19 protein-coding genes are annotated in these 19140 nt (G+C 36.5%); 13 read left to right on the top strand and 6 right to left on the bottom strand.

Going from position 1 to position 19140, the window contains the following annotated elements; all coding sequences use genetic code 11:
- The first annotated feature begins 74 nt into the window (after positions 1-74).
- Complete coding sequence (locus tag MHB39_RS16415; RefSeq protein ID WP_016995027.1) at positions 75-287, top strand: hypothetical protein; 213 nt, start codon at positions 75-77, stop codon at positions 285-287.
- Between the two features lie 789 nt (positions 288-1076).
- On the opposite strand, the gene MHB39_RS16410 is transcribed toward MHB39_RS16415, so the two are convergent.
- Complete coding sequence (locus MHB39_RS16410) at positions 1077-1265, bottom strand: hypothetical protein (protein WP_016995025.1); 189 nt, start codon at positions 1263-1265, stop codon at positions 1077-1079.
- Between the two features lie 303 nt (positions 1266-1568).
- Positions 1569-1673, bottom strand: a complete 105-nt coding sequence (locus tag MHB39_RS16405; RefSeq protein WP_225341045.1) for a YjcZ family sporulation protein — start codon at positions 1671-1673, stop codon at positions 1569-1571.
- Between the two features lie 551 nt (positions 1674-2224).
- Between MHB39_RS16405 and MHB39_RS16400 the strand changes: the two genes are divergently transcribed.
- Entirely contained in the window at positions 2225-2755 is a 531-nt protein-coding gene (locus MHB39_RS16400) for a sigma-70 family RNA polymerase sigma factor (RefSeq protein ID WP_342544574.1), read from the top strand.
- Entirely contained in the window at positions 2756-3751 is a 996-nt protein-coding gene (locus tag MHB39_RS16395) for a DUF4179 domain-containing protein (RefSeq protein WP_342544572.1), read from the top strand. It begins immediately after the preceding gene.
- Between the two features lie 181 nt (positions 3752-3932).
- On the opposite strand, the gene MHB39_RS16390 is transcribed toward MHB39_RS16395, so the two are convergent.
- The 3 genes from MHB39_RS16390 to MHB39_RS16380 all read right to left on the bottom strand — a co-directional run bounded on the left by MHB39_RS16390 (position 3933) and on the right by MHB39_RS16380 (position 8104).
- On the bottom strand, positions 3933-5423 hold the full coding sequence (locus MHB39_RS16390) for a serine hydrolase domain-containing protein (protein ID WP_342544571.1): 1491 nt from the start codon (positions 5421-5423) through the stop codon (positions 3933-3935).
- A 170-nt stretch (positions 5424-5593) separates the two neighbouring features.
- On the bottom strand, positions 5594-6718 hold the full coding sequence (locus MHB39_RS16385) for a hypothetical protein (RefSeq protein ID WP_342544570.1): 1125 nt from the start codon (positions 6716-6718) through the stop codon (positions 5594-5596).
- 381 nt (positions 6719-7099) lie between these two features.
- Entirely contained in the window at positions 7100-8104 is a 1005-nt protein-coding gene (locus MHB39_RS16380; protein ID WP_342544568.1) for a hypothetical protein, read from the bottom strand.
- Positions 8105-8326: 222 nt separating this feature from the next.
- Between MHB39_RS16380 and MHB39_RS16375 the strand changes: the two genes are divergently transcribed.
- The 4 genes from MHB39_RS16375 (at position 8327) to MHB39_RS16360 (ending at position 12853) form a co-directional block, all read left to right on the top strand.
- On the top strand, positions 8327-9994 hold the full coding sequence (locus MHB39_RS16375) for a spore germination protein (protein WP_342544566.1): 1668 nt from the start codon (positions 8327-8329) through the stop codon (positions 9992-9994).
- A gap of 21 nt (positions 9995-10015) precedes the next feature.
- A complete protein-coding gene (locus MHB39_RS16370; RefSeq protein WP_342544565.1) occupies positions 10016-11113 on the top strand; it encodes a spore germination protein in 1098 nt (365 codons plus the stop codon).
- Positions 11110-12300, top strand: a complete 1191-nt coding sequence (locus tag MHB39_RS16365; RefSeq protein ID WP_279495638.1) for a Ger(x)C family spore germination protein — start codon at positions 11110-11112, stop codon at positions 12298-12300. The genes MHB39_RS16370 and MHB39_RS16365 overlap by 4 nt, the downstream gene beginning before the upstream one ends.
- A gap of 91 nt (positions 12301-12391) precedes the next feature.
- On the top strand, positions 12392-12853 hold the full coding sequence (locus MHB39_RS16360) for an SAM-dependent methyltransferase (protein ID WP_016991850.1): 462 nt from the start codon (positions 12392-12394) through the stop codon (positions 12851-12853).
- Between the two features lie 67 nt (positions 12854-12920).
- Here the strand turns inward: MHB39_RS16360 and MHB39_RS16355 are convergent, their stop codons facing one another.
- The gene (locus MHB39_RS16355; RefSeq protein WP_036075641.1) at positions 12921-13616 is read right to left on the bottom strand and encodes a helix-turn-helix transcriptional regulator; all 696 of its coding nucleotides are present in this window, start codon (positions 13614-13616) and stop codon (positions 12921-12923) included.
- Between the two features lie 126 nt (positions 13617-13742).
- On the opposite strand from MHB39_RS16355, the gene MHB39_RS16350 reads away from it, so the two are divergent.
- The 6 genes from MHB39_RS16350 (at position 13743) to MHB39_RS16325 (ending at position 19094) form a co-directional block, all read left to right on the top strand.
- Entirely contained in the window at positions 13743-15368 is a 1626-nt protein-coding gene (locus tag MHB39_RS16350) for an NAD(P)/FAD-dependent oxidoreductase (protein WP_342544563.1), read from the top strand.
- A gap of 20 nt (positions 15369-15388) precedes the next feature.
- Positions 15389-16120 (top strand): SDR family NAD(P)-dependent oxidoreductase, encoded by a 732-nt coding sequence (locus MHB39_RS16345; RefSeq protein WP_342546932.1) that lies wholly within the window; start codon positions 15389-15391, stop codon positions 16118-16120.
- A gap of 31 nt (positions 16121-16151) precedes the next feature.
- On the top strand, positions 16152-17105 hold the full coding sequence (locus MHB39_RS16340) for an alpha/beta hydrolase (RefSeq protein WP_342544561.1): 954 nt from the start codon (positions 16152-16154) through the stop codon (positions 17103-17105).
- 138 nt (positions 17106-17243) lie between these two features.
- Positions 17244-17660, top strand: a complete 417-nt coding sequence (locus MHB39_RS16335) for a YugN family protein (RefSeq protein WP_016991855.1) — start codon at positions 17244-17246, stop codon at positions 17658-17660.
- A 151-nt stretch (positions 17661-17811) separates the two neighbouring features.
- Positions 17812-17973: a hypothetical protein gene (locus tag MHB39_RS16330; protein WP_167444838.1), complete on the top strand. Its 162-nt coding sequence runs from the start codon at positions 17812-17814 to the stop codon at positions 17971-17973.
- 44 nt (positions 17974-18017) lie between these two features.
- Positions 18018-19094: a PQQ-dependent sugar dehydrogenase gene (locus MHB39_RS16325; protein ID WP_279495633.1), complete on the top strand. Its 1077-nt coding sequence runs from the start codon at positions 18018-18020 to the stop codon at positions 19092-19094.
- Positions 19095-19140 lie beyond the last annotated feature (46 nt).

Here is a 19140-nt window from a genome sequence, read left to right as displayed (position 1 = left end):
ACTTATTTCATTTTAAAGAATAATCTATATGAAAAAAGGAAAGAAATAGGTGTAAATTGTAGGAGTTGATCGTGATGGAGTTTTATAAGGATACAGTAATTTACTGTTACAGTTGTCGTAAAAAGACTGTGTTTACATGTAAAGATACGCATGAAAAAAAGGGTGTTGATAGTCATTGCAGTGAATGTACAGGTATTTGGTTTGAATGGCAAAATCGAGCTGTGGAAAGAGAAATGGAAAAGTGGATTGCATATAATAAAGAGTTAGTAAATCATATGAACCATTGATATATAACTTTTATACAAAAGTCACCTAGAATTATGAAGCGAAAAACAATAGAAAAATCTAATTCTCAAGTAATGACGATGATAGTTGACAGAGCCATTTTCTTTTAAGAGAATGGTTCTTTTTCTTTTGTATAGAAACAAGCTGTCGTAGCATGAACAAAATTACTACTTCTTCATCTCACTCTTCAAATACATATAATAGATGTGCACGGAGTATTGGTTAAGAGACGTGTATAATAGATTTATTGAATCCCAAAACATGATGTGTCTGTATAGTTAATCTGTGAGGTACCATGGACGTTTATAAAAAGATTGGAATAATCGGGGGGAACAGATAAAGAGGGGCGTTACATTGCTTCAAAAGCATCAGAGAAAGGGTATCACATGCGTATGTTTGTGAGAAACCAGAAAAGCCAATTGATAGTAAAGTAACGGAAAATATATTGGAAGTCATGTCTGATTTACATAGGGTTACGGATGGATCTAACCATTGCTGGAGATACAAAGAGTGTTATAGATAAAAGGGGTGCAAAGATATTTAACATTCTTTATTCATAAATGATGATGGATAAGAAAAAAGGGCATAGCCTTAGCCAAAATCAACTAATCAAATGGACTCTAATTAGCCTTCCATTTATAGTAGAGGGCTAAATAGTCGAGATATAGCTTCATTTATCATTAGCCAAATTGAAAATCAAAAGTATGTACAAAAGGCACCGTTTATCTCGAATTAATACTAATTTAACGGAAAATTCCACCTGTGTAGGGAGGTCAGGGCCTCAATTATATTTAATTAAAACCTTCTCCAATAAGCCTTCCAACCCCTCTCAACAGCCAATAAATGATTCTAAATGGGAGGAGAAGCAATTCTGGTATCCAAACTAGTACGTCAAGAAATAAGTCAATTAATGAATATTGATCATTACGTCGCATATCTCTTCTCTTTTTGTTTTTCCTTCCTTGCCACCATTCCTTCATATTACTCGACCCCTTTTTCAAAAATAGCTTGATATATATACGGTTCAATGTTTTAGTTGGTTTCATTTTAAGTACTTTATGGAGTAAAAGCGTAGGATAATTATATTTTTCCCAGCGATCTGTAAAGCCGAAGATGTGGTAGATGGTGATATGAAATGGAACAAGGGGAAGGGTATACAGGGTTAAAAAGGGCCACTAGGCTTGTAGTGACCCTCTTTTGCTATTGAATGTGTGGATGTATTGACATTATTGTTAGCTGCCAATAATGAAGATCATCCCTTTTTCATGTTTTATCAATAAATATTAATATTCTTTTTGTACGAATGCTGCGCCTACAATAATGAGAAGAATGAATAAAACAACGATTAAAACGAATGTTGAACTATTATTCTTGCCGCCGTAGTCCATGCCACAACTCATGCTATAACCTCCGCTATAGTCATTACCATAGCCTCCATAACAACAATTGAAATTACCCATGTTTCCAAAGTATCCCATCAAGATCTCTCCTTTCTTCAGTTTATTGTATGAATGCCGTTGAAAGAGAAAAGGGTATTCGTCTAATGAATCGTATTTAGATAATTTTAAAAAGGATCTTGGGTGAAAGGTAAATTTCACTAAACACCTGATATGATGAAACTCAAAGGCGCTTGTTACAGCATGAAGAATAATTGTATTCCATGATAATGTCTTTTTCATTTAGCCTACCATTGTGAATAAGAACGTCGTTGCCAATCCACTTCATCTTTTTTTTCTGTAGCTTTTAATTTAAATGCATGAGGAATTGAAAATATTTTTTTATGAATGCTGTGGAACAAGTTTTAAGCAGGAAAAACTATGCTATCCCGTTTATTTTTAATTACATGGCACAATGGAATCATTTAACTAAAAATAATGTGAGAGTTTTCTTTCATTCGCTCGTTATTACTTGTAGAGAAGAAAGGAGGTTTTCTAACTTCGTGTATTCATTAATTAATCAGCTACAAAAAAGGGATGAACAAGCTTTAAGAGAAGTGATTAACAAATATGGAGGTTATGTTAAAGCCATTGTAGTGAAAGTGTTACAGCCCAATCAAACAGCTATTGAAGAATGTATCAACGATGTATTTCTAACCATTTGGCAAAAGAGTATTCAATTTACTGGCGATGAGATTGATTTTAAAAAATGGATTGGCGTTATTGCAAAATATAAAGCGATTGATACATATAGAAGCCTTCAAAATAAGCCAAAAACAGTCGAGTTACTTCCATCCATTTCAAATAGCAAGGATCTTCCAGAAAGCATCATAGAACAAAGAGTACAAAAAGAGCAGCTATTTATCAGTATTTTAAATTTAAGTAAAAACGATCAGGAAATTTTTCTCTTGAAATACTACTTAGGATATTCCAACGGAGAAATTGCAGAGCTATTTGGTCTATCTAAATCAGCTGTTGAAAATCGTTTATATCGAGGTAAGTTAAAGTTAACAGAAGAGCTGGGAGGTATCTAAATGAACGAAAAGGACTTCATCGAAATAGATATTGAAGAGATTGAACCAATTGAATTATCTGATTGGGAAAAGATTAATATTGAAAAAAGTGTTTTACGGTCATCTTCAACCAAGAAGTATGTATTTAAAAAATGGAAGTGGGTTAGTATTGTCGCCATGCTCACATTTATTTTTGCTAGTAGCAGCATTTGGCTACCTGTAGTGGCTAATCGAGTACCAATTGTACAGCAACTATTAAATAGCAATGATAATCCCCAATTACAAGTATTTAGTGATAATGCATCAACCATCAATCAAATAGACGAAAGTAACGGAACCTCCATTGAATTAGCTGAGGCTTTTTTCGATGGAACGATTGTATCGGTTAGTTATGAAATGAAACACGAAGAACCGATAGATGAACCCCCGCTATTTTGGAATGGTGATTTAGAAGTCAACGGAAACAAATTAGACGTACTTAGTCATCAAATCATTAAAAAGAATGATGCTACTTGGATTGGTATGTTTACGGCGAGAATTTCAGACAAAGCGATGGATGAAACGATAAATCTTCAATGGCGTCCTAAAGATTTTAAAGGTATGAAGAATACGACTCTTGTGGAAGGGGCATGGAACTTTCAATTAGAACTTACACCAACCCGAGCCTATTCAAGAAAAATAAATAAACCATTTGGTAATGAACAATATCAGTTATTATGTAATCAAATTACAGAGGGGAAATATATAACAACTCTTTACTTTGAGGGAAATCTAGATTGGGATACAGAATTTTTAATGGTAGACATAGAAGATAATCTTGGAAATGTATATGAAAAGGTAGGAGCAACAACTATTAAAAGCGGTTCTGGGCGAGTAAATGGTTATGTTGAGGTTTTTATACCTGATTCTGATATTCGAACGCTAATCATTACGCCAACTATAAGAATTGTTGATGAAAAAACATTAGAGCGGAAAGAGCTTGTTCCGCTCCCAAGTATTAATATTTCTCTAAAATGATATGGTCTGTTCCTACAACTTGTTTTCAAAGGGCTGAAGGAATCAATTCTTACCTTCAAAGATGGATGTGTTAGCAATGAATGATATAGGTCAGCATCTTTACCATTAGCTCATATTACGCAGTGTTCAGTCAAAATAGAGCTATTAATTGTAGCTAAATATCTTTTAAGCTATTAAATTTTTAATTCTTCCTTTTAGTACCAATCATCATAAAGCCTAATAATAAATATAGAAGACTGGCCGAAATGGAGCTATACAACAGGAATGTAATAGAAGTTGGTGCCCAAACTTTAATAAATGTCCAATTTAAGCCGCCAAGTACTATGTTAGGCGTGATAAATAGTGCTGTCAGCATTGTCGCCACAAGTATAGTATGGGCAGATAATAACAATATTCTTTTGTAATTTAGATTTGCCATACTACGTTGTTTTTTATAAAGGCTGCGTATAATTTGAACGAATAGATAACAGAAAATAATGCTGATTGCGATGATGATAGCACATATGATTGTTACAATTTTATCTAGCTTTTGATAGCTGCTGATATGTTGCATGTCAATCGTTTTGCCCTCCCATAAATCCATGACACCTTGTCCAATCGCTGTTGTAGAGCTTGTATTCATATTGGCTAAAATAGCCACGCCGATTTGTTCGTCAGGTTGCAAAATGAAATACGAGGAAAAGGTTGGATTCTCACCAGCATGGTAGATATATGACTTTGTGTCCTTTTTCACAACGGCCCAACCGTTTGCATAGTAAGGATTCGTATCAAAAGGCTCCACTGTTAGATCTGGAGTATGCGATTCTTGAATTAAATTGTTACTGATTGAATAGATATCACTGTTTCCTACCTGTAATTTTAACCATCTGGCTATATCATTAGCGTTACTGATGATATAACCAGCGGGGATATTGCCACGATAGATAGGTGGTATGTATCGCTGCTCTCTCATTAGACCTATTTTATAGCCAGAAGCCATATGTGTGGAATGTACTTGGTGAATTCCTACAAAAGATTGATGCATACCAACAGATTGTAAAATTTTCTGTTGAATATACTGATCGAATGGCTGTTTTGCAACTTGTTCAATGACGAGGCCTAAGACATCATAGTTGATGGTTGCATATTCAAAAGAACTCCCTGGTTGACGATTTAGTGATTGATCCAGCAGTGTTTTAACTGTTAATTCAAGGGCATTATCCGCTGTGCTTTCTGGGATTTGAGTAATGGAATTTGAGGGAATTCCGCTAGTATGAGACAATAGCTGCTGTATTGTCACAGCCTGATCCTCGCCTTTATAGGTTAATGATAACCAAGGGATATACTTTCGGACATCATCTGATCGTTTTAACAAACCTTGTTTTTCTAATTGTAAAATAGCGAGTCCTGTAAATGCCTTAGACGTGGAGCCTAACTCAAAAAGAGTATCAGAGGTAACAGGCGTTTTTGTTTTCGTATCTGCAAAGCCAAAGCCCCGTTGATAGACGGTTTTCCCTTTATCAACAATAATTACTGAAATTCCTGGGATTTTACTAATGGTTTGCTGCTCCTTAATAAACTGATCAATTTTACTAATTGTATTATTTGATGCTGCGTGTCCAAATCCGGGTGTGAACGTAAAAAATAGTAACATTACTGTCATCATCACCGATTTCTTCATGAATAATGTCATGTTGTTTTTCTCCTTAGAACGTAATGTGCTTGTGACAACATGGTTTACTGTAACAAGAAAAATAAGGGTAAACCATCGATTAACATGACTATTTCCGGGATAACATGACAAATTTGTCACTTCAAAAAGGGCCACTCCTAAAACCAATAGGAGGGCCCTTGAAATTTTATTTAATTTGTTTCTGGCTCTGGCGTAAAATCTTGACCGTTAAATGTTAATTTAGATGGTGAGATAAGAATTTCTCTGTTCGCTTCGTAGTAAGGGTCTAAAACTTTATAAAAGGCTTCCCATTGCTCGCCAGCTTTTTCATCTTCACCCTTTTGTTCAAGGGCAACTGCTTCTTCATAGTGTTGTTTTAATTTTGCGTAATCTGCATTACTAATGCTGAATTCGATATCTTCCATATATTCCTCGAAGGGAACTGGTTTAAAGTGTGGGCGAAGTATTTCATAGAATTCATCCCATTTCTTCATAGCCAATTCTTCGTCTTTATCTTTTTCAGCTTTTTGTGCCTCTTCATAGATTGTTTTAAGTTTTGCAAGTTCCTCTTTTGTTAAATCGACGTTCATATCCGCCATATACTCTTCAAAAGTTAAAGGTGGATATAATTCTTGGTAATAAGGTTCAAGAATAGTGAAAATTTTATCAATGTTTTCTGATGCCTCATCCGTTTTATTTTCTTTTACATACTTAATCCAGTTACTATAAAGTGTTTTTAGCTGTTCTTTATCTTGTGCTTTGATAACAATATTTTTTTCAGCGAATGCGGCTTCATTAATAAATTCTTCAAAAGGCTCAGGTTGCCAATTTGCTAATTCGTAAGGTCTTGTGATGTTATCCATCGCCTCATAGATTCGTTCCATTTCCTCATAATTCTCTTCTTTTTCAGCCTTTTTCATGTCAGAAAAGAGTTTCTCTAGTTGGACTAATTCTTCTTTTGTTACTTCTTTAGGTAAGCTTTTTTTATAGACGGCAAAGGTAAAGAAATCTGAGTAATCTTTCACAATACTACCCTCAACTAAAATTTCCTGCCCCTCTGCTAGCTTTAACTGCTCAATTTGTTTATCTGAGAAATTGTGTAAACTGATGTAGTAGTTTTTTCCATCTGTTCCTTTAAGGGTAATGCTGCTACCATCAAAATATTTAATGGTACCTGTTATTTTTTGTTCTATTTGAATCGTTACATTATTTGTTGTATCAACAGCTGTTGCACCAGCTTGAAGCGGTGTTAATACAGCCATCCCAAGTGTTAATGCTGAAGCTAATAGCCATGTTTTTTTAGCAGGTTTTTTCATATTTATCAATTCTCCTTTAGGTTAACTTCTGTTACCAATTATTAGACGTTTTACCAATTGAAAAAGTTTTAACTTTTTGAAAAAAATTTTAAGAAATTAAAGAGTGGAGGATTCATGATAAGACACACTGTTTTCGTATCTGTAGTCTTTGAAAAATAGCTATTATTTACAGCACAGACCATGCAAAGGGTTGATTATCGAAGCAAAGATTTACAAGGATTAGTGCGCTTCCAGAGAAAATTCATGGGCACGAACTAAGGCATTATTGCAGCTGATACTGTTTTAAGCTCTTTTTCTCCTTATTGAAGATTTTAGGAGAGACGCTGTCATTCTAATGTTTAATCTCATAAGATAACTTGCATCCGTTTAATCCAAGCTCTTCTACTGTTCATCCTGGAAATAGATTTTATAGAATTTGCGATTCGTTGCCTCATCATAGCCAACTTCAATTAATTCATCTATTTGGTCGATATGTTGAATATTTACTTGGATTTCAATATTGGAATCCAGTTTGATTTTACGTTTGTATTTCTTTTCAGCTTTTTCTAGCGCACTATCAGAAATGATAGTCTCATAGGGTTTGACCGAATTAATGATGATATCTTTTTGAGTAGTGTCCGCTTGCTCAAAAACTGTTTCAATATAATGATTTACTTGAAACTCCTCTTCATTTCTAAAGTAATCCAGTGTTTTGTTCAAAAGCCCAAGTTTTTCTGTGCTTGTATAATTTTCTTCCTTTAAAATGAATTTTTTGCATTCTGTTAGTGCTAAATTGGTTTTATAATAATGCTCATCTGCTGCTTGTATTTTTAAAAATCGTTCTTGCCAATAAACGATATCTTCTTTACGCTTTGTTTTAATATACACGGCAGGAGATTGATCTGGTCCCATATCAACAATAATAGCCATATTATTAATCTTCTTCACGTTAATGCCATCCACACCGTGCACGATCATTTGATTGTGTTCATTTTTCACATCTAAAAACATTTCCTTTTCATCAATTTTGACAATAGCGAGGATTTTTTTAGCCTCATTCAATAGTAAACAATTTTCAAATAGGCCAATAAAGAGTTCTCCGCTTTTGATGTTTGGATGCTGTGACACACTATGTAAGTGCTTGGCTATATTTTGTGATTGTTCTAGGAAGTTATTTTCCTGCTCGAAAATCGCTCTTGAATACGTAAAAACTTCATTGAGTGCAATATTGCTTTCATGGAAAAATTCATATTGCTGTTCCATGTCAATTTTATTAAAAGCAAGCTGTGTAAAGGCTGCTTCTAACATGACCTCAGGTTGTGTAAAAACTTCTTCTCCTAAAATAAGCGTCTCGCTCAAAAAATGCAGACTATAGTGTGCTAATTTACTTTCACTGACTTCTAGCATAAATCTCACCTTCTAATTTTTCATAGTAGCTAGTATACCATAACTTAAAGATTGCTTTTATAAGCACCAGTACTCATTGGAGGCAGATTTTTATAACCACCGAATGTTAGTGTTTTGTTATGAAAGAATGTTGAGGGTTGGAAGTTTAAAATACTGTTGCTTAGATAAAGATAAAAACATGTAGGGATACTCTGTACAAGTGTACTAAAGAGGGTGATCAATATGTGGGAAAAGGTTATTTCCTACATGCCACATTGGCAAGTTTTTTTACAAGGCTTTTTAGCATTTTTTATTCCATATTTAATTTATAAATTATTTCATGTTTTTTTATTTGTTAATAAGAGCAATGGCAAAATTGAGATGATAGAAAATAGTGAACAAGGTGAGATGATACACATACCTGTTCAAAAAACGTTAGAGCAATTTACAGGCGATTATAATAAAGATCTTTTACAAATGAGGAAAGAACTTGGCCATAATTGGGATATTCATTTTAGAGAATTTCAAATAGGGAATACGGATACTCGTGCAGCGATCGTTTTTCTTAAAGGATTATGCGATAAAGAATTGATTGACAAACATATTTTGAAATCATTAATGAATGGACATACAGAAAAGTCATCAGTTTTAAGAGGGCATGAACTACAGCAATCGATTATTAATGAAATGCTACCAGTGAGTGATCTGTTAGAGGAAAAGAAAGTTATGAAAGCTGTTGGGAAAGTACTAACGGGTTCCACTGTATTAATTGTGGATGGCATACAGCATGTATTGATCATTGGTACGTCACATGGCAAAACTCGTAATCTTGAGGAGCCTGTTTCTGAGGCATTAGTACGTGGGCCTAGAGTGGGCTTCACGGAAAAATTAAGTGTAAATACCTCTTTATTAAGACAGCATGGTGAGAATCGAAATTTATCGATTATTGAGATGGAAGTGGGCGAGCGTACGAAAAAAGAGTTGGTTTTAGCCTATATAGATGAAATTGTGCAGCCTAATCTTGTCAAAGAGGTGAAGGAACGAATTGAAACAATCCATTTGGATGATGTTGCTGAATCGGGATATATTGAGCAATTGATTGAGGATGATTATCTCAGCCCATTTTCGCAAGTGCAAAGTACCGAGCGTCCTGATCGGGTTATTGCTGCTTTACTAGAGGGACGAGTCGCAATTCTTTTAGATGGAACTCCCTTTGCATTAATTGTGCCAGTCACGTTTAATATGCTACTGCAATCACCAGAGGATTACTATGAACGTTGGTTATCGAGCTCACTTATTCGCTTGCTTCGCTATTTTGCTGCAGGCATCTCTTTATTTGGCCCATCCCTGTACATTGCTTTTGTATCGTTTCATCAAGGCTTAATTCCCACTAAACTAGCGCTGTCCATGATGGCAACAAGGCAGGGGGTACCGTTTCCAGCATTGATTGAAGCCCTCATTATGGAAGTCGCTATTGAGATATTACGAGAAGCAGGACTTCGTCTACCAAAGCCGATTGGTCCGACAATGGGGATCGTTGGAGGACTTGTTATTGGAGAAGCCGCCGTACAGGCAGGAATTGTGAGTCCAATCATGGTCATTGTGGTTGCATTAACAGCAATTTCCTCTTTTGCTATCCCTCAATATAATGCTGGTATCACGCTAAGAATGCTACGTTTTGTGGCGATGTTTTCCGCAGCTTTATTTGGACTATATGGCATCATTCTATTTTTCTTATTCCTTTGCAGTCATTTGGTAAAGCTAAAGAGCTTCGGTGTATCATATTTGAGCCCAACTATTCCGTATCGAGCAGGTGATTGGAAAGATTTTATGGTGCGAATGCCGTTAAAGATGATGAAGCATCGTCCTAGATTGTTAAAGCCAAAAGATTCGGTCCGCAAAGGGGAATAAGAGAAAGGGAGCAAAACAGCCATGAACAGCAGTATGAAAGATAAAATAACGACGTCACAAGCAGTTGTTATTATTATTAACTATATTCTTGCCACTGGGATTCTTACTTTACCTCGTGCATCTGTAGAAAAAGTTAAAACGCCAGATGTTTGGATTAGTGTATTTTTAGGTGGAGTCGTTGCAATGATTGCAGGTGTAATCATTGTGAAGCTAAGCCAACAATACTCTGACAAAACATTTTATCAATATAATCAAGATATCATAGGGAAGTGGTTAGGCTGGTTTATAAGTGCGTGTGTAATTGCCTACTTTTTTACCATTTCTGCCTTTGAAGTTCGCATCATGGCTGAAGTAACTTCTCTCTTCTTATTAGAAGGAACCCCCACTTGGGCGATTATTTTGCCTTTTTTATGGGTTGGACTTTACTTAATAAGCGGTGGCATCAACACAATCGCTCGTTTATTTGAAATCATTTTTCCTATTACCTTTGTTATTTTTTTACTTGTGGCCTTTTTAAGTTTAGGGATTTTTGAAATCGATAATTTAAGACCAGTACTCGGTCTGGGCGTTGTTCCGATGTTAAAGGGAATAAAAACAGCGACACTGGCATTTTTAGGGCCTGAAATTATGCTACTACTTGTGGCATTTATGTACCCCTCAGATAAATCAAAGGCCGTAAAGGTTGTACTGGCGGGTATAGCCATACCTTTACTCTTTTATGTCATCACGGTTGTGATGGTCATTGGTGCTCTATCCATTGAGGGGGTTTTGACAAGGACTTGGCCAACAATTGAATTAATGCGAAGTTTTGAAATCCCTGGTTTAATTTTTGAACGCTTTGAGTCATTTCTTCTTGTAATTTGGATTATGCAAATCTTTGCTACCTTTACGATTACTTATTATGCCGCTACTTTAGGATTAGCCCAACTGTTTAAGAAAAATATGCATCCCTTCTTATATGGGCTACTTCCGATTATTTACATTATTGCGATGACACCTAAAAATATTAACGATCTATTTACATTTGGCGATAAGATTGGTCATGCTGCATTAATTTTATTTGGTGTAGTACCGATAACCTTACTCCTTATTTCGAAATTGAAAGGAAAGAAAGCATGAAGCGAATACAGTGTTGTGTACGTTTACTTCTAGTTGCAACGGTAACCTTGCTTCTTACTGGATGTTGGAGTAGTAAAGAGATTGAGGATTTAGGCCTTATTGTAGGTACATCATTGGATTTAGAGACGGGTGATGTTTCCTCTGAAGAGCAACAAGATGCTAGGTATGCAAACAGACAGTTGCTAACAATTACCAATCAATTTGTTACGTCAGAGACTACGGTTTCTGGAACAAAAGAGGGAGCATTGCCAGAAAAAGCGTATAAAAATGTTTCTGAGACAGGTGATGCGGTGTTACCAACTTTACGAAATATGCTGTTAAAGGTTGATAAACGTTCCTTTGCTGAACATTCCAAAGTAATTATTATCGGTGAGGAATTAGCTAGTACTATCAATCTCCAACAAACGTTGGATTTTTTTCTAAGAGAATTAGAAATACGGCCGAGTGGACTGCTCTTTATTGCTCAGGATCAGGCAAGTCAGGCACTTGAAACAAATGAACCAACTAAAATTCCTGCCTTTCAATTAGTAGAAATGATGGAGGGACATGAAAGGACGACAAAAATTTTGCCTCCGATGACCGTAGCCAAACTAGAGGGGAAGCTGTATTCAGACTCTAGCTTTTTATTGCAAAATGTGAGTACGGAAAATGGAGAAGTAAAATTTGCAGGCGCTGCTATCATTGAAGGAAAAACCAAAAAGCTACGAGGATTTTTAAATGAGAGTGACCTAGAAGGAATTGCATGGATGTCTGGCGATGCGAAAGGTGGCCTAGTCAAAGGCTTTGATGAGGAGTCAGGAGCACCTATTGTGTATGAAATTATTTCAGCTAAAAGTAAAATTATTCCACATGTAAAAGGGGATCAAATCTCCTTTACGATAAAAATTCAATCAGAGGGAAGAATTGCTGAACATTGGGTTCTCTCCGATAAAGCATTTGACAATCAATTTTTGAAAAAAGCAGAGAAAGTATTTGAAAAAGAGATAGAGCGATTAGTGAGGAAAGCACTAGATAAAACGCAACATGAATTTCAAACAGATGTTTCTGGGTTTGGCAATAAACTAAGAATCGATTACCCGAAAGTATGGCAAAAAAGAAAAAAAGAATGGGATCAAACGTTTAGTGAGGTTCCTATTACATGTGAAGTGAATGTTTCCATTAAGGATTATGGCACGTCAGGTGATTAACATCGTTAATCATCTTTTTTTCTGTCCATTTAAGTATATACTGGAATTAAAGGTAGGATAGTAGATATTCGAAAAGATGGGGGATAAAGGCATGCAATTTACCATTCAATCAATCGCTACAGTTCATAACAATCGACAAATGATACAAGATGATCACTGGGGAGAGATTATTTCAACTATTGAACTTGCTGATCATATCCATGAGGCATCCTTAAAAGGAATAGAAGATTTTTCTCATCTAGAAATTATTTTTTATTTTGATAAGGTTACAGACGATCAAATCCAATATAAGGCTAGACATCCTAGAAATAATCAAGATTATCCTGAGGTAGGCATTTTCGCTCAAAGGGGTAAGAATAGACCTAATAAATTAGGAAGTACAACCGTTGCGTTGTTAGAGGTCAAACCTAGAGCATTAATCGTTCAAGGGCTAGATGCCATAGATGGCACACCTATACTAGATATAAAGCCTGTGATGAAAGAATTTTTACCTAAGAAGGATGTTAAACAGCCCGCATGGTCAGTAGATTTAATGAAGGCTTACTGGGGGTAATAACATTGTTCATACGAAGACAATTGTGGATTTCTTGCGAAGGGGAGTAGCGTGCTCCCCTAATTTTTTAAAGAATGATTCCCTCTTGGTAAAGAATGCTAATGGCATGAGAGCGATTTTTGGCACGCAATTTTTTAATAGCAGATTTTACATATTGTGTAATGGTTAATTCACTTAAATTCATAGCATCTGCTATTTCCTTTGTACTATCTCCCTGCGCTACCTGTCTCATTACCTCTAGCTCACGCTTGCTAAGAAAACCCTCTTTTTTGCTATTTCTAGCTTGCATGATAAGCTGCCCAATCATGTTTCCAAAGGTTGTCATGTCATCTAACAGCTTTTCATTTATATCGATTTCCTCTTCTAATTGAGTACTACAAATATAACCAAAAACATATTGCCCAATGTAAATCGGGACAATTAAAAACGAATTATTTTGCGAGGGAATAGAATATTTAATACTGATATTTTTTAAATAGTCCATACCTGTACAAAATTTAGCCTTTTTATCTTCAATAGCAGCATAAATAATAGGGAAGCTACGAATCTCCTCACGAATTTCACCAATATGACTACCACCCGATTCATTCAAAAAAATGATTCCTTCAGCGACAAAGCCTATTGGAGAATACCTTAATAAATAGGCATCCTTGATAGGAAAAGAATCTAAATATACCTGCAAAATGTGTATCAACAACTCTTCATGGGTGGCATAACTTTGTACCGTGTCGAAACGTTTTTGAATGGTATAAAGATTGGACATGACCTATCCCCTTTTTTAAGTATATACTACGCTTAAAATAAGGAATTTTCAATATTTTCTGTAAGTTGTAGTATTTAAGTTAAGTAAATCCATATTTTCCTATTTTGATGTGAGGAGGAGCAGCAGATGAGTAGTCAAACAATTAAAGAGGTGGATGCAGTTGTTCTAGGTGCTGGGTTCGCAGGTCTGTATATGCTACATCAGTTGAGGAGTAAAGGCTTTTCGACCATTGTATACGAGGCTGGGGATGGTGTAGGAGGTGTTTGGTATTGGAATCGTTATCCTGGTGCAAGATGTGACATTCAAAGTATCTACTATAACTACACCTTTTCAAAAGAATTATATGAAGAATGGACTTGGACATCTAGATTTCCAGAGCAAGCGGAAATATTACGCTATTTAAATTATGTAGCCGATCGTTTTCAATTGCGAACAGATATTCAATTTAACACAAGAGTCACTGCAGCTCATTTTGATGAAGAACGACATAAATGGATGATTTATCTAAACGATGGCCAGTACATTTTAACAAAGTATTTTATTACAGGAATAGGCTGTCTATCTGCAGCAAATGTTCCTAACATCCAGGGGTTGCAACAATTTAACGGAAAATGGTATCACACGGGGCATTGGCCACATGAAAAGGTTGATTTTACTGGGAAGCGTGTAGGAATTATTGGGACAGGCTCAAGCGGAATTCAGGCAATACCTGTTATTGCAAAAGAAGCAGAGCAGTTAACGGTGTTTCAACGCACTCCACAATATACGATTCCCGCTCGTAACCATGCATATGAAGAGGACTTTATCAAAGAAACGAAGAAAAATTTTGAAGCGATAAAACGTTCCATGAGAAATTCGGTTTCAGGTACACCTTTTGCACAAAATCAGCAATCTGCAATGGAAGAACCTGATGATAAGAGGCAGGCGGTTTTTGAGAAAGCTTGGGCACAAGGTGGCTTTGCCTTCTCAGCTACTTATCATGACTTGTTAACGAATGAACAGTCCAATGAAAAAGCGGCAGAATTTATTCGCTCCAAAATAAGACAGATTGTGAAAGATCCTGTGGTTGCAGAAAAACTATGTCCTAAGTATATGTATGGAACGAAAAGACAGGTTTTAGATAGCAATTATTTTGAAACCTATAATAGGGAGAATGTTTTACTGGTTGATGTCAAAGAATCACCTATTCAAAAAATAACAGGAGAAGGTATTCAAACGGCGGATAACCATTTTGATTTAGAGATCATCATTTTTGCGACAGGCTATGATGGCATGACAGGGCCATTATTTAAGATTGATATCCGAGGAAGGAATGGCGTGTCATTAAAAGAGAAGTGGAAGGATGGGGCAGCTGTTCAAACCTATCTTGGACTCACAACAGCAGGTTTTCCTAATTTATTTATGATTACGGGACCAGAAAGCCCTTCTGTTCTCGTGAACATGCCGATTGCTATTGAGCAGCATGTCGAATGGATTGCCGAGTGCATGCATTATTTGCGTGAGCATGACATTGATCTTGTGGAACCAACAATAGAAGCAGAGGAAGCTTGGAGCACACATTGTCGAGATGTCGCTAATGCAACACTCTACGTCAAAGGTGATTCCTGGTATACGGGAGCCAATATTGAGGGCAAACCTCGAAGTTTTTTAATCTATCTAGGAGGATTTGATTATTACACAAAACATTGTAATGAGGTGGCTCAAAACAATTATGTAGGCTTTAAGTTAATGAAATTAAAATCAATATCATAGTTTGTGAGAGGGGAGCATATATCAATATGGAGCAACAAGTAGTCATTATTACAGGTGCTGGAAGTGGTATAGGAAGAGAGACAGCAAAATTGCTTGCCACTATGGGCAAAGCATTAGTTTTAGTGGATTTTGATGATAAAATTGGACAAGACACACTACATGCTGTTAAGGAATATCACCAACAAGCAATTTTTGTCCAAGCTGATGTTTCACAAAGCAATGATGTCAAAAAATATGTGGACGCTGCAAAAGAAACATTTGGCAGGATTGATGCTTTTATCAATAATGCAGGTGTTTTAAGCCCACCTACACTACTGGGAGATTTAGAAGAGGAAACGTTTGATAGAATAATCTCGGTCAATCTTAAAGGGGCGTTTCTCGGCTTAAAGTATGTATTAAAAGAAATGGAGCAACAGCAATCAGGTGTTATTGTGAATACATCCTCAGCAGCTGGTATACAGGGACAACCCTATCTAGGTGGTTATGCGGCAAGTAAGCATGGTGTAATTGGGTTAACTAAAACGGCAGCCATGGAATATGGACCTAAAGGGATTCGAGTGAATGCAATTTGTCCCGGTGGCGTGATGACAAACATGACAAAGGGATTGGCATCAAGTCCAGAAGAAAATGGACCATTACGTAGATTAGCAAACCCTACTGAAATCGCAAATGTAATCGCTTTCTTAATTTCGCAGGAAGCTTCTTATGTGAATGGTGCTGTCGTCCCAATTGATGGCGGTTTAACATCGTAAAAACATTTTAAATAAGAGAGGAAGGATTTTAATGGAACATCGTATTGATTCAGAACTAAAAGAAACGTTAGCAATTTTTCCCCCATTAGATTTGGATAATGTACAAGCTACAAGAGAAGGAATGGCAGCCGTTGCTGTACCAGCTCCAATTGAAGAGCACATCATAGTAGAAAATAAAGTCATTCAAGGGCCTGATGATAATCATTCTCTTCGTCTTCGTATTTATAAGTCAAAAGAGCAAAAGGAAATATATCCAGGCCTGCTATGGATTCATGGTGGGGGCTATGTCTTAGGAGCTCCCGAGGGAGATGATGTGCTTTGTCAGCGCTTTGTCAATGACGCGAATTGTGTGGTGGTATCTGTAGACTATCGACTTGCACCTGAACATCCTTATCCAGCTCCGCTTGAAGATTGCTATGCAGCGTTAAAATGGGTCGCGGATCATGCGGATGAATTACGAATTGATCCTACCCGCTTAGGAATTGCTGGAGCTAGTGCTGGAGGTGGACTCACAGCTGCACTTGCATTACTTACACGTGATCGAAATTATCCGAAGCTTAGTTTCCAAATGCCGCTCTATCCAATGATTGATGATCGCAATAATACACCGTCTTCATTAGAAATTAAGGGTCATATGATCTGGAACCACTCACTCAATCAGAAGGGCTGGGAAATGTATTTGAATGGAGCAAATGGTAGCGACAATGTGCCACCATATGCCGCAGCAGCTAGAGCGGATGATTTATCAGGTTTACCATTTACTTATACATGTGTTGGTCAACTTGATCCGTTTCGTGATGAGACTTTACAATATGTAACCAAGCTATGTCAGGCTGGAGTAGATGTCGAATTCCACTTATACCCAGGCTGCTATCATGGCTTTGAGAGTATTGTTCCGACAGCCGCAGTCAGTCAAAGAGCTGTCACAGAGTATGTAGAAGCCGCTAAATATGTGTTGCATCGAAAGATTTCAGTGCCTTTATAAAAAAACTTACGAAAATCCCGAAACCATAATTTACTCAGGTTTCGGGATTTTTTTGTTAAGCAAAAAGGATTTTATAGCAAGTTTGTAATAGCGTCTTTTAGGTTAAACTTTTATCGAGTGAAAGGAGGAGAATATAAAATGCTACAATTTGATTCAAAAATTGTTGGTAAAGAGATAGGTTTTGGCTATTTACGAGATAAAATTGCTAATCGAGGTTTCACGATCGGCGGAAATTGGGAGTATTATAAAGGTAGCTTTGACTCGGTATTGTGGAAAGAGGCAGGAGAAACGATTTATTTGCGTGTCCCCTTTATCGTCACATCAGGGGAGCTTGATAATGAAGATGCTCAAATTCGTTTTCAAAAGCCATTTGTCATTAAGCATGTTGAGAATATTGGTCTAGATTATGATGAGGGTTCCTTACTAGATGCAACTGGTGCTAGCCAATTCCAAACCCCGCTTGATAAAGATGGCTACATTCATGACAAAAGTAGATGGATTCAAGCGGGTGAACAAGCTGTGGAAGAGAAAGTACTACCATTTTTCATTCATTAGTTAGATAAATTTAAATGGTTGCTGCAAGAAATTATATGTCTTTTATCCTTATTATTTTGGGAACATATAATCAAAAATATAAATAGAATTGTCGTAAGAATTTTCCAACATTATAATGATATTAGCACGTACTACTATATGAGGTGAGTTTATGGATAAAATAGCTATAGATGATTTTCAGCATTCCTATCAGAAATTGCACCAAGAACGACTCATCCATCGTAAAGAAGCCTTTCTAGAGGTGTTAGAGAAAACAAGAACATTTGGTGAAATAATCCTGTTTGAAAGTATAAAAAGTAAAAGAGGCGTCTAGGTGGCGTCTCTTTCTATTTTTCATAAATGAGAGGATGATTAATCATGGGACGTTACATACCTTTAATACTGCTAACGATGATTCTATGTGTTGCTTGTACGTCAACGAAGGATAATAACGATAATAGGTTAGAAAGTGAGGAAAATCACGCTATAGATGCCATGAATTCCTCTATCGAAATAATAGCAGATCAATTGCAGACACCTTGGTCGATTCAAAAAAGTGGAGATGTCTTTTATATAGCAGAAAGGCCAGGAAGTATTGTAAAGATTGCGGAAGGGGGCGTTGATAGGCAGCAGATTATCCTGAAAAAGGAGCTATCAACTGCTCCAGAAGCTGGTATGTTGGGATTTGTGTTAGCACCTAATTTTCCTACTAGTCAAGTTGCCTATGCGTATTATACGTATGTCGAGGAAGAGGAACAATTTAATCGAATTGTTACGTTAACGTTTAACGATAATAAATGGCTCGAACAGAATCTTATTATGGATCGAATAAAGAGTGGTACATACCATCATGGGGGACGTTTGAAAATAGGTCCTGACGGCAAGCTGTATGCAACGGTAGGAGATGCAACACAACCTTCTTTAGCACAGGATGTGGAAGCTTTAGAAGGGAAAATTTTGCGCATCAATTTGGATGGCACCATACCGAATGATAATCCTTTTCCTCAATCCTATATATACAGCTATGGACATCGAAATCCACAAGGCTTAACATGGTCTAATGATGGTACGATGTATGCCAGTGAGCATGGCAATGCAGGAAATGATGAAATTAATATCATTGAGAAGGGGAAGAATTATGGCTGGCCTCTTATTGAAGGAATGGAGAAAGAGCAGGGAATGATAACACCTCTTTTTACATCCGGTTCTTCTAACACATGGGCACCATCAGGCATTGCTATTGTAAATGATCAATTATATGTCGCTGCCTTAAGAGGCACAGCAGTCCTAGCTTTTGATATAAATAAGAACAAACACAATGAATTACTATCAGAATTTGGTAGAATTCGTGATGTCTTTGTGGATGAAAAATTTCTTTATTTTATTAGCAATAATACAGATGGCCGTGGAAATCCGCAACCTCAGGATGATAAACTATATCGAACGCCATTGTGATATAATATTTGAGAAAACATGGAATGGTAGGATGAATGGGGAGGAC

The organism is Lysinibacillus sp. FSL K6-4013, assembly GCF_038630435.1.
GTDB classification, from domain to species: Bacteria; Bacillota; Bacilli; order Bacillales_A; family Planococcaceae; genus Lysinibacillus; species Lysinibacillus boronitolerans.
This window is presented reverse-complemented; position numbering and strand designations above follow the sequence as displayed.